Annotated in this window: 9 protein-coding genes, 1 tRNA gene, 1 rRNA gene and 2 pseudogenes (1 of these 13 only partly in view); 6 read left to right on the forward strand and 7 right to left on the reverse strand. The window is 40.0% G+C overall.

The window, feature by feature from the left end; all coding sequences use genetic code 11:
- Positions 1 to 85 precede the first annotated feature (85 nt).
- A pseudogene (gene cas12k / locus NSTC745_RS21565) lies at positions 86 to 2,448 on the forward strand (type V CRISPR-associated protein Cas12k).
- A gap of 95 nt (positions 2,449 to 2,543) precedes the next feature.
- Positions 2,544 to 2,711, forward strand: coding sequence for a hypothetical protein (locus NSTC745_RS21570; RefSeq protein ID WP_445632773.1), 168 nt, complete (start codon positions 2,544 to 2,546; stop codon positions 2,709 to 2,711).
- 186 nt (positions 2,712 to 2,897) lie between these two features.
- Here NSTC745_RS21570 and NSTC745_RS21575 read toward each other — a convergent pair.
- The 3 genes and pseudogenes from NSTC745_RS21575 to NSTC745_RS21585 form a co-directional block, all read right to left on the reverse strand.
- Positions 2,898 to 3,876, reverse strand: a pseudogene (locus tag NSTC745_RS21575) (IS982 family transposase).
- Positions 3,877 to 4,225: 349 nt separating this feature from the next.
- A tRNA-Cys gene (locus tag NSTC745_RS21580) sits at positions 4,226 to 4,297 on the reverse strand.
- Positions 4,298 to 4,575: 278 nt separating this feature from the next.
- Positions 4,576 to 5,166, reverse strand: a complete 591-nt coding sequence (locus NSTC745_RS21585) for a chromophore lyase CpcT/CpeT (protein ID WP_445632774.1) — start codon at positions 5,164 to 5,166, stop codon at positions 4,576 to 4,578.
- A gap of 504 nt (positions 5,167 to 5,670) precedes the next feature.
- On the opposite strand from NSTC745_RS21585, the gene NSTC745_RS21590 reads away from it, so the two are divergent.
- The 4 genes from NSTC745_RS21590 (at position 5,671) to NSTC745_RS21605 (ending at position 9,850) form a co-directional block, all read left to right on the forward strand.
- Positions 5,671 to 6,900 (forward strand): tetratricopeptide repeat protein, encoded by a 1,230-nt coding sequence (locus NSTC745_RS21590; protein ID WP_445632775.1) that lies wholly within the window; start codon positions 5,671 to 5,673, stop codon positions 6,898 to 6,900.
- Between the two features lie 400 nt (positions 6,901 to 7,300).
- The gene (locus tag NSTC745_RS21595) at positions 7,301 to 7,966 is read left to right on the forward strand and encodes a DUF1003 domain-containing protein (protein WP_445632776.1); all 666 of its coding nucleotides are present in this window, start codon (positions 7,301 to 7,303) and stop codon (positions 7,964 to 7,966) included.
- 413 nt (positions 7,967 to 8,379) lie between these two features.
- Complete coding sequence (locus NSTC745_RS21600) at positions 8,380 to 9,096, forward strand: cadmium resistance transporter (protein ID WP_445632777.1); 717 nt, start codon at positions 8,380 to 8,382, stop codon at positions 9,094 to 9,096.
- A gap of 118 nt (positions 9,097 to 9,214) precedes the next feature.
- Positions 9,215 to 9,850 (forward strand): hypothetical protein, encoded by a 636-nt coding sequence (locus NSTC745_RS21605; protein ID WP_445632778.1) that lies wholly within the window; start codon positions 9,215 to 9,217, stop codon positions 9,848 to 9,850.
- A gap of 88 nt (positions 9,851 to 9,938) precedes the next feature.
- Here NSTC745_RS21605 and NSTC745_RS21610 read toward each other — a convergent pair whose 3' ends face one another.
- The 4 genes from NSTC745_RS21610 to rrf all read right to left on the reverse strand — a co-directional run.
- Positions 9,939 to 10,715, reverse strand: coding sequence for an ABC transporter ATP-binding protein (locus tag NSTC745_RS21610; RefSeq protein WP_445632779.1), 777 nt, complete (start codon positions 10,713 to 10,715; stop codon positions 9,939 to 9,941).
- 347 nt (positions 10,716 to 11,062) lie between these two features.
- Entirely contained in the window at positions 11,063 to 11,290 is a 228-nt protein-coding gene (locus tag NSTC745_RS21615) for a hypothetical protein (protein ID WP_445632780.1), read from the reverse strand.
- Positions 11,274 to 11,486: a hypothetical protein gene (locus NSTC745_RS21620; protein WP_445632781.1), complete on the reverse strand. Its 213-nt coding sequence runs from the start codon at positions 11,484 to 11,486 to the stop codon at positions 11,274 to 11,276. The genes NSTC745_RS21615 and NSTC745_RS21620 overlap by 17 nt, the downstream gene beginning before the upstream one ends.
- A gap of 163 nt (positions 11,487 to 11,649) precedes the next feature.
- A 5S ribosomal RNA gene (gene rrf, locus NSTC745_RS21625) occupies positions 11,650 to 11,678 on the reverse strand; it runs 89 nt beyond the window's last position.

The raw sequence follows: 11,678 nt of genomic DNA on the forward strand, positions 1-11,678 counted from the left end.
TTCTTGAATTTTAGAAAAGTTAACAGATTAAATGTCACTCTGTAGGTACAATATACATATGTGTTTCAATTAAACAATTATGTTTATGCAGGACGCTAATTTTTCTGACATACCTGCAACCAAGACAAGCATTACAGACTCAAGCAGCAGTATCACCGAAGCAAATGTAATTGTCTCGGAACTTACGGATGAGGCAAAGTTAAAAATGGAGGTGATTCAAAGTCTACTTGAAGCAAGCGATGTCTAGCGACAAGTCGCTTCGCGCCTACGCACATCATATACTCTAAGGCTCCAACAAGCAGCAGTAAAGCTGGGTAAATCTGTGCGAACGGTACGACGGCTGATTGATAAATGGGAACAAGAAGGGTTAGCAGGGCTGACTCAAACTCAACGTGCAGACAAAGGAAAGCACCGAGTTAACGAAAATTGGCAAGAATTTATCTTAAAAACCTACAAGGAAGGCAATAAAGGTAGTAAAAGAATGACTCGTCAGCAGGTAGCTGTGAGAGTCAAGGTAAGGGCTGATGAACTAGGTGTTAAACCTCCTTCCCACATGACGGTATACCGCATTTTGCAACCATTAATTGAGAAGCAAGAGAAAGCTAAAAGCGTTCGCAGTCCCGGTTGGCGGGGGTCACGCCTAGCAATGAAAACCCGTGATGGGAAGGATTTATCCGTCGATTACAGTAACCATGTTTGGCAGTGTGACCATACCCGTGTAGATGTTTTATTGGTAGACCAGCATGGCAAAGTTCTGGGTCGTCCTTGGTTGACAACGGTTGTAGACAGTTATTCCCGTTGCATTATAGGTATTAATTTGGGTTATGACGCACCTAGTTCTCAGGTAGTAGCTTTGGCATTACGTCATGCCATTTTGCCCAAGCAGTATGGTTCAGAATATGGGCTTCATCAAGAATGGGGTACTTATGGTTTGCCGGAACATTTTTATACAGATGGTGGCAAAGATTTTCGTTCTAAACACTTGCAACAGATTGCAGTACAACTAGGTTTTGTTTGTCATTTACGCGTTAGCGAAGCGGCTCCGAAGGAGCTTCGCCCTAGTGAAGGAGGTATTGTCGAGCGTCCTTTTAAGACCTTTAACACCGAATTATTCTCCAATTTACCAAGATACACGGGGTCGAATGTACAAGAGCGACCAGAAGAAGCGGAAAAAGAAGCTTGTTTGACAAAAGTTGAGATTCAGATCGAACGTATAAAAGAACAATTAGAAGCACGAATTCCCAAAGGTCGAGATTTAACTAATACTAAGTGGTTGCAAACCCTCTTCACCGCTACACACAACGTCCCTCAAAATGAAACCGAGGCGAAATCTTGGCAAAACAGCCTTTTAAGACAATCTAGTTCTGTACCGTTCCCAGTAGCTTACGAAGGCAGCGGAGAGATGACTTGGTTTCAAAACCAAAAAGGAGCATTTGTGTAAAATTCAACGGCATCAGCGAGCATACCTTTGAACTGTATTGCGATAATAGGCAACTACATTGGTTTAAACGATTTTTAGAAGACCAACAAATCAAACGCAACAGTAAAAATCAGCACTCCAGCAGTTTGTTCACTCTTCGCAGTGGTCGCATTGCTTGGCAGGAAGGGGAAGGAAAGGGCGAACCCTGGAACGTTCACAGTCTAACTCTCTACTGTTGTGTGGATACTCGCCTGTGGACAGCTGAAGGTACAGAACAAGTAAAGCAAGAAAGAGCAGAATAAATCACCAAAATCATCACCAGAACGGAAGCCAAAGGCAATCTCAACTCCAAACAAGAACTATTTATCAAGCGGAAAAACTCAACACTATCTAGAATCAATAACTCCTTTCCTCGTCCGAGTCAACCTTTGTACAAAGGTAAATCTCATATTTTAGTAGGTGTTAGTCTTGGTCTAAAACAACCTGCAACAGTAGCAGTAGTAGACGGTATTACAGACAAAGTTATTACCTATCAAAGCATCAAACAGCTACTTGGGGATAACTACCGACTCTTAAACAGACAGCAAAGAGAAAAACAAACTTTATCTCACAAACGCCAAATAGCCCAAATCTTTGCTTCACCAAACCCATTTGAAGAATCTGAGTTAGGGCAGTACATAGATAGATTACTGGCTAAAAAAATTGTCGCCCTTGCTCAAACATACTCTGCTGGTAGCCTAGTCGTTCCCAAATTAGGCGATATACGAGAGCAGGTAAACAGTGAAATTCAAGCAAGAGCTGAACAAAAATGTCCAGATTGCCTGGAAGCACAGAAAAATTATGCCAAACAGTATCGGCATAGTGTCCATCAGTGGAGTTATGGCAGATTGCTTGAGTGTATTCAAACTCAAGCGACTAAAGCTGGAATAGTTATAGAACAAGGGAAACAGCCTATCCGAGGAAGTCCACACCAAAAAGCAAGAGAGTTAGCGATCGCTGCCTATAAATCACGCCAAATAATTGATTAACAAAAATTTGAACCTTGAAAATAGAATAAGTAATAGCGCCGCAGTTCATGTTGTAATCAACCCCTGAACTGTGAAAAGTTTGGGTTAGTTTGACTGTGGGAACACAGTCGTGCTTTCTGACCCTAGTAGCTGCCCACCTTGAAGCTGCTGTCTTTTGTAGACAGGAAGCAGGTGCGCCCCCAGTAATAGAGGTGCGGGTTTACCGCAGTGGTGGCTACCGAATCACCTCCGACCAAGGAGGAACCCACCTTAATTATTTTTGAAAGGGGTTAAAGATTCGAGCAGTTTCAACTCCCGTTCTTAAATTAGGGGGTTGAAAGATTCTTAGAGGAAAATATGAGTGCGTCTCTATCTAGGTTGCTTTAAAAATCCCTTCCAAGGGATATCTACATATTAAGGTTTTAGTACAACTACTAAAGCTTTGCTAAATTTAACGTGAGTTCGATGAACTAAAAAACGGCAGCAGGAAGGGCAGGCAAGTCTTTGGGATAAATATCAAGTGAAGGTTTTTGAGGCAAATAAGTATAAGCACGATTACCAGCCATCAAGTTGACCAAAAAGTTGAAAACACTTCGATGTCTAGAATGTTCAATTTGGCACAAGTTTTTGAGGTGGTCATTAACAGACTCAATTACTGCTCGCTTGCGTAAAAGAATTTTATCAATTATTTTTATCAAGCGATTTTTCATATTCTTTTTAGATTTAGTAACTAACTGTAATCCCCGCTCATATAACTCCTCAAAGAGTTTTTTTGAAATATATCCCCTGTCACCAAAAAGTTGAGCCAGTGCGTTGGGCGGCTGTGCCGACTTGTTCGCGAAGCGTCTCGTAGAGAAGCAACTGGCGTTACCAATTAAGTCTTTGGTCATGTCTGGGACTGGCTCACGGTCATCGACATTTGCAGGAGTAAGTTGAAATGCAAGTAATTCTCCACGGTCGTTAATAATTAAATGAAGTTTAAAACCAAAATGCCAACGAAGGTGAATTTTTTCCCCATTTGACTAATCCTTTAAATACCTTGTGTGCGTGGACCCGACATCGATGACAAACTTCTATTGGTGTAGAATCAATAAAACTAATTCCTGTAATTTCGCCTGTGCGTGTATGCAAAAAACAACACAAAAGCATCAAGCACCACGGCATCAATTCAATGAATCTGCTATAGCTGACTAGATTCGGGAACGCGCCACGCCAACTAGGGAGTACATGCAGCGTATAAAACTCTTTGAATGTTCGGTAGCCTGAACCATGAAAAGCGTTCGCAATCGTCATTACCTCCGATAAATGCATTCGAGAAATGCTGCGACGCTCTCCAATCATTGACGGTAGCTGCGGTACTTGTTGCCACATCCTCTCCCATGACGAACACAAATCATCTACATCGCAGAAAATCTGTGTGATGTCGAGGCGAGATACAATTGTAGACATAGCGGAAAGTCTGAGCGGAGGCTTCCTCCGATCAGAACTTTCCAAGACAGCCGAGACGCTCATTTTTATTAGATATTCTTAGTTTCGGCTTTTTTTGTCACTTTTTTACCGATTTTCCATTAATCGTAGCGATCGCTGCCTTGAATGGCCTTGTTTTGCAAATCCATACATAGCAAGCTTTTTACCTTTTTATAACCGTCGAACTCACGTTAAATTTATGGTGGGTTGAAAGGTAAGGCAGAGGTCTGCCATTATAATAATGTGTCTAGTTTGTAGTTGTGACACATAATCTGTTAACAGTAACATCAATTTGTTAACAGTGACAAATAATTAGTTAATGTACACTAGAAGGCGGCACCCGGATTTGAACCGGGGGATAAAGGTTTTGCAGACCTCTGCCTTACCACTTGGCTATGCCGCCAGACCCACGATTTACTATATTATCAAGATTTTATCTAAATTGCCATCCCCTGAGTTAATAAATTTTTGGCCTTCTGAACTACGGCGAAAATTATATGGTAGGTGGGTGTAACAAATATATTATGGATTTTCCGATGCTGTATTTAAAAGAATTAGTTAATGATTGTCACAGGATTATGATTGTGCGATCGCTTACAGCAGCCGATTAAGCCATCGCAACTGCCATAAAATATTGAGCGAGTTATGAGTTTTAATTTCTCACTCCTCACTCCCCACTTGTTACACCTTCACTTCATCAGCAAAATTATTCCAACGCACAAAGTGAAATGGCCCAGCTATAGAACCCCAGAGACGTTCATCGGTGTCTAAGTCCCTTCCTCGATCGAGACTGAAAAATTCTTTATCGTCAATCTCAAATTCGTTATCAAGATAAGTATTTTTACCATCCCGAACCACAATACAGCCTTTACCAGGTTCAACCCTGCCTTTGAAACTGTGACCCGTCCACTCGACAACCATATTGCAACCCGGCATTTTTTTTAGTTGCTCAACAGATAAATCTTTTAAGCGTTCGGGATCGCGGGATGCGCCGTAAAATTTTTGTTCTTCGTTAACTGTGTAGTGTTCGATGACAATCTGATTTTCTGCTTCAATCAAGTTCATCACTCGCATTCTGTAAGGTTGATTGAGCATAAAATCATAAGCTTGTTCGAGAAACAAGCTGACTCCTGAGAATAATTCCCAAGGTAAGGGACGGATACAAACACGAATATGTGCATAAAAAGGCGGATTTTCAAAAGCTTGTTCTTGATTACTAAAATCAGCTGCCATCCAGCGGGCTAAGGTGATGATATCAGTAGAATGGGTCATTATAGACTATCAACCTGTTGCTTAAAAATTATCTGCAAGTATTGTAGACCTTGCTAATGGTACTAGGGAATGGGGCATAGGGCATAGGGCATGGGGAACGTGGAAAGGGGAAAGGGAAAAAGCTTTCAAGGGCAGGTTTTTAGGCTTTCGATAAATAGTTGAGAATGTTCTCAATTATTGAACGTAGTTTTAAGTTTTCAGACAATGATTTTGGTTTTAAAATCCCAAAAATTTGTCTAATCAAAAAAACCTGCCCCAGAAAGAAGGGAAAAAGGGGAAGGGGAAAGGGCAAAAGATGAAAAAATTTTTCATCGGGACTGCTTTGTGCCTTCTGCCTCCTGCCTTCGATGGGGATAATTGTTAATGTTTTATGCGTCAAACAAGTTGGCAAGAAAGAGGTAGGGAATATCTAAAACTTATGGGAGATTAACATAAATATCAATGCCCCATGCCCTATGCCCTATGCCCTATGCCCCATGCCCAATACAACAAGGTAAAGTTAGTATGCTACAGCGGTTAATTGTTATTGTTACTGCCATTATATTGTTTAACAGTTCTTTGGCAGTAGCACAAAGTCAAAAGCCCAAACCACCGGATGAATTTCCTCCTAATCCGCTAGAATTGACTACACCCGATCCACTTTTAACACGATCGCTCAAGGATAAAAAGCCGTTAACTGTGGAAGAACGGTTAAAGTTAGAACCAGCATTAGATAAATTAAACCAAGAAGCGGCGGCGAAACTGCAAGCAGGAGATGTGGTGGCGGCGTTTGAAATTTGGAACCGAGAACTCCGTTTGCGGCGCTTTTTAGGTTCTTTAGAGGAGGTACAAGCATTATCGCGAGTTGGTGCGATCGCTTGGAATCAAAACGAGCGCCAAGAAGTAATATATATTACTCAACGGTTGGAAGCAATTCAAAAGCAAACACAATCCCAGAAAAAATCTAGCGAAATTGATTTAGAATTATGGCGATCGCTAGGTCAAGCTTACCAAAATGTGCGATCGCCTAAACAGGCTATACAAGCTTATGACCAAGTTTTGCTAGCAGTCAGGCAACAAAAAGATACCGCAGCATTAGTAGAAACTCTCAAGATAATTGGAGAACTGCATCTGAGTTGGTTTGATTATCGCCAAGCTGCGCCAATCTACGAGGAATTGTTGAGTTTAGCTACTTCCCAAGGAGAATCTGTAAATGAGGTTGCATATCTGCAACAATTGGCTGAGATTTACGCACAGACAGAACAACCACAGCAGTCAATAAATGTACTTAATAAGTTAGCAGAAATTTACACTAACCAAAATAATCTTATTAAAATACCAGAATTAAAGCTAGCGATCGGCTCAGACTACGAATCTCTGGGGAAGACAGATCCGAAGTTACTGGTAGAGGCTTTTCAAAATTATCAAGAAGCTTACACCACTGCTTGGCAATTGCAGGAGTTCGTTCGTGCCGGTGAAGCTTTGCAGAAGATAATTGGCCTGTACCGTTCTCAAGGGCAAATAGATGAGGCTTTAGAGGCTAGCCAAATTCTCGTAGATACGCAAACGCAAGCTGCCAACTTGTACGGAGTGATGCAAGCTTACGACCAAATTGGGCAATTATATTTAGAACGCAAAGAATATCCTCAAGCACTAACAGCTTTCCAAAAAGGCCTAGAACTCGCGCAACAACTCAAACATCAAGAAGCATACTTTACTGAGCAAATCAAAAAACTGCCTAAAGCAAATTTTTAACCCAGAGGCAATTGATAAATTAATACCCTGGTTAAAAACAAAAGTACATTGGGTTGGACAATCGTAAAATCCAACCGTGTAGACAGTCTAACCCTTTATAAATCTGTTAGGACTTACACAAAAACCTCTCTAACTCTTATTACCACCAAAGTCCTAATCTGCGGGAACCGTCCCTGGTGACTTCTGTTTGGGTTCTGTGTATCTTCTGTCGTAGCCTGCGGCAAGCCGCTTTGAATCTACGATTTTCCGTTACCTGTGCGTAAGTCCTGACAGCCTTGGTAATTTAATCAATTTTGTTTATCGGTTTGAAAAAAAACAATATTTGCTCCTATCGGTCAACCAGCGTACATTAAAAGTCATCAGGATAAACACAGACTTAAACGACGCCAAGAGGTGCAACATGAATACATTAAAAACAGTATCGTCTAACAAAGTCAATGCAGAAGTAGCTCAAAAGCCTCAAGTTGTAGAGATACAACCAGCAACACAAGACACTTCGACTCAAGAACTGACTTTCGGACAACGCCTTGCTGATAAATTTGCAGCGCAAGTGGGTTCTTGGGGATTTCTGATTGGACAAAGTACCGTTTTGGCGGGATGGGTTGGTCTCAACTTAATGCCTGGGGTTCCCCACTGGGATGAGTCACCATTCATGATGCTCAACTTAGTATTTTCATTTGCCTCAGCTTACACAGCACCCATTGTTTTGATGAGTCAAAATCGCCAGTCCGATACCGATCGCAAAAATGCTGAAATTGACCACAACGTGAATTTGAGGGCTGGACAAAATATTGAATTACTCCATGAAAAATTGGATGAGATACACACTCAACAACTCAACGAACTAACTCAAATCATCAAAGAACAGCAACGAATTCTCAGCGAAATGAAAGTCACTTTAGTGCCTACTTCTAAAGATACTAAAGAAGTTAAATTAACTGTCTTGCCGGCACTCCACGCCCAAAGTAATGCCAAATTTACCAAAGAAAGTTCCAGTAATAAACTTTTTGTTGATGAGCAACAAACTGCTGAAAATAACAAAGTTGTTGAAAAGCTGATTCGTTAATAACAGTAAATCACACATGCTTTTCACTATCCCAATGGAAAGAGAGTCTAAATGCCACACCAAATAGACTTCAAGATTCAACTTAGACTCTCCATTCAGGATTTTGAACACAAAGAAGATTTGAATGAAGCGATTTAGAGAGCTAAACAATTTGGGATTTTAGATTTTAAATTTACCCCATACACATCTGGTATTTAATGGGCTTGAATGACAAATTTTAGATTGATAGTTTTGGATTTTTTTGATAAATAAATTTGCTTACTATGAAAAATTTTTAGTATTTTAAATTTTGAATTTATTATCAAAAATCTAAAATCTCAAATTGGATCTTTGATTTAGCCGCAGTTTTACCAACATTTGCAGATATCAATTAACGCTAACCTAGACACGCCAACATGTGAGGAGAGATAGAAATGAACGAACTCATCACCGCATTTTCCACAGGAATTGCAGCTTTTACAGCTACAAACCTCGATGATTTAGTCATCCTGACGCTGTTATTTTCTCAGGTAAATGCAACTTTCCGCCATCGACACATCGTGATTGGTCAGTATCTAGGTTTTTGTACTCTAGTGATTGCCAGCTTGGTTGGTTTTCTGGGTGGTTTGGTTTTGCCATCCCATTGGATTGGTCTTTTAGGTTTAGTACCCATTACCATTGGGTTAAATCGCCTGTTGAATCCAGAAACCGATTCTCAGTCCGAGTCGCAGGCGGAATTGTCTAGTTATTCTTGCTTAGTTAGTTTTCTATCTCCCCAAGCTTGTAGTGTGGCGGCTATTACTATCGCCAACGGCAGTGATAATGTAAGCATTTATATGCCCTTGTTTGCTAATAGTACCCCCTCTAGTTTGCTGGCGATCGTTGCAGTCTTTTTGGTATTAGTCGGCGTTTGGTGCTACGTGACCTACAAGCTGACGTGCCAGCCTGCAATTTCTAATCTGCTAACTCGTTATGGCAATGGTTTTGTTCCCTTCGTTTTAATAGGCTTAGGTGTGTTTATTATCCTAGACAGCGCCTCGCTAACTCCAATTGCCTTGACAGCTAGCTGCTTATGTTTAACGGGACTTGTCAAACTGTATGCAATGAATGGCCAGGTAGCAACATCCTCAAGTGTTGAAATTCGTGGGTAATCATGGCTGAATATTTATGAGACTGTTTGCTAGCAAAGCTAAAAAACTCATTCAAGTAAACAGTCTCATCTAGTACAATTCTCAATATTGAAAATATTTTGTAATCCTCAAAAGGAGAATGAAAGTGAAACTTTTCAAAACTACTCTAGTTGCTTTAGTACTTTTAGTTAATTTGATAATTGCCCAACCTTCTTGGGCTGATAGACCAAACCTAACTATTAGTCCTGACTATATCGAGGTAACTCAAGGAATTAATAATCTGTTGCAAATCAAAAATACACCCGATCAATCTGAATATACACCAGAGGAAATTCAGCAAAAGTTAGGTGAATTAAATTTACAAAAGTACATTTTAGAAACAGCACGCAACTGGGCACAATGCCGCAATGAGACTGGGAAAACTCTAGCCATTTACGCTCACAAACCCAAAAAAGTTTACCAAGGAAATACCCTCTACTTCTTAGGAAATGGTCAAATTACAGAAAATGAATGGGATTGTGATGGTGTTTACTTACCGATTGGAAGTAAGGTGGCTGGTATAGCTGCGGATGCTCAAGAATTGACGGAACCCTTAGCTATTAAAGTTGTAGATGGAACTCAGCTAGTAGTTAAGACTAATCCACAAACGGGTAATATTGAATTTAACGTTACCCCTGCAAAGGTATTAAAAGCAGGTGAACCTAACTGGTCGATTCCCAATTTATCCCAAGCCGATATTGATGCAGCAATTCCGAATGCACCCATTGAAGATTAAGATTATTTACTGCTGAAAACTCTAAACCCCTCTCGCTAATTGTTGAGAGGGGTTTTTATGATTCTAAGCTTAGCAGACGATAATTATTTTATATAGCAGAAATAGCACAAACCTGTAATCCGACAGGTGTATGAATAACCACTGATTCTACGTCGAAAACTTGTGCGATCGCATTTGGCGTCATAACTTCTTCAGGCGTACCAACTTCCCAAATATGACCTTGTTTTAATAATGCAATGCGAGAGCTATACCGTGCTGCTAAATTCAGTTCGTGTAATACTGTGACAATAGTTAATTCTTGCTGCTGATTTAGTTCTTTAAGTAGTTCTAAAAGTTGCAATTGATAGTTGATATCGAGAAAAGTTGTAGGTTCATCTAATAATAAAACTTTTGGTTCTTGGGCTAGTGCTAAAGCTAAAAAAGCCCTTTGTCTTTCACCACCTGAGAGTTTTTCGACTAAGCGATCGCTTAATTTTCCTAGTTGCGTCTTTTGAATTGCGGCTTCGACTTTTAACCGATCTTCAGCATTTAATTCCCATTGCCACCAAGGTTGATGTGGCGTGCGTCCTAAACTTACTAATTGTCGCACTGTTAAGCCAACGGGAACTATTTGTTGTTGCGGTAAGAATGCTAGTTTCTGTGCAACTATATTTGGGGGTTGAGAATGAATTGCTTTGCCATCAAGTAGCACTGTTCCCTGCTGTGGAGAAAGAATACGACTCAGCAATTTAAGTAAAGTAGACTTACCTGAACCATTAGCACCAACTAAACTCAACCATTCTCCTGTTTGCAAACTGAGGTTAATGTCTTCGACAATTGGTACTGTAGTGTAACCGCCTGTGAGATTTTGCAGTTCAAGTGGCATTCGCTGAAATTCAACAATTAAAGGTGTAGTAAAAACTATTTTGACAGAAGCGATCGTTCTTTAAAGAAAAATTTTTTACTTTATATATGATATTAACCAATCATGAGAACAATTCCTTAGTTCTGCTGCTAATTGGTGTTCTTTACTTGCCACGGATGTGCCTGTGAATGCAGGCTTTAGAGCTGATTCGTAAAGAAAATCTTAAGGGTACTCAACTCATTGCTATGTCTGAGTTTCAGCGAATAAATGGAGTCTTGACTTAAATTCTTGAAACCCTTATTAGACAAGTACTTTACTTGAGTTTACAAATTAGCTCTAACACGTTTAGTGTTCTTACATAATGATTTTTACTTACCTTCTTCCCACTCTTGACCGCCAGGTACATCCTTCAACATCTCATCAATAGCACTATGCAAAGACTTTTGAGAATTTGTATAAGTTAAATCTAAAAAATCTTTTGCTATAGAAAGAATCGGTGATTTATCTACCATTGCTGATAATTGCTTAGGTGTATACAAACCATTCAAAATCTCAACAGATGCTGGCTTAATTGCTGCATCAAAAGCCGCATCCAACCTCCCATTCACCTGACTTCACATAATAAGAAGTTTTATTATCCTCTAAATTTAAATCTTGAATTTCTAAAATCGAACCTTCAATCGAAGCAACCCAAGAATTAGTTAATCTCTGTTCTACCTGATTTTTAATCAGATGAATAATCAGCCGGATGAGAAGACTTCTAATATTTCGGATATAACTCTTTCGACTCATCGACTCTAATTGATCAACAATTAGCAAAGCGTCTTGATAAGAATAGACTTCCTTAAATCCCAAAGTTCTTGAGTCATAGCGATTCATCGAAATACTAAATACAGGAAAAACAAAAACCCTCTTGCTCCGATCAATCGCAAGAGGGTTTGAGTGTGAATATAAAACCTGGCATCGAGCTATTTTAGCGTAGGG

It is taken from the genome of Nostoc sp. DSM 114161, from assembly GCF_052692665.1.

Excerpts from the sequence above, each read along its gene's own strand:
- NSTC745_RS21610 (WP_445632779.1), bottom strand. The coding sequence starts at position 10,715 with ATGCCACTTGAACTGCAAAATCTCACAGGCGGTTACACTACAGTACCA.
- NSTC745_RS21605 (WP_445632778.1), top strand. The coding sequence starts at position 9,215 with ATGAAAGTGAAACTTTTCAAAACTACTCTAGTTGCTTTAGTACTTTTA.
- NSTC745_RS21595 (WP_445632776.1), top strand. The coding sequence starts at position 7,301 with ATGAATACATTAAAAACAGTATCGTCTAACAAAGTCAATGCAGAAGTA.
- NSTC745_RS21585 (WP_445632774.1), bottom strand. The coding sequence starts at position 5,166 with ATGACCCATTCTACTGATATCATCACCTTAGCCCGCTGGATGGCAGCT.
- NSTC745_RS21620 (WP_445632781.1), bottom strand. The coding sequence starts at position 11,486 with ATGAGTCGAAAGAGTTATATCCGAAATATTAGAAGTCTTCTCATCCGG.
- NSTC745_RS21600 (WP_445632777.1), top strand. The coding sequence starts at position 8,380 with ATGAACGAACTCATCACCGCATTTTCCACAGGAATTGCAGCTTTTACA.
- NSTC745_RS21590 (WP_445632775.1), top strand. The coding sequence starts at position 5,671 with ATGCTACAGCGGTTAATTGTTATTGTTACTGCCATTATATTGTTTAAC.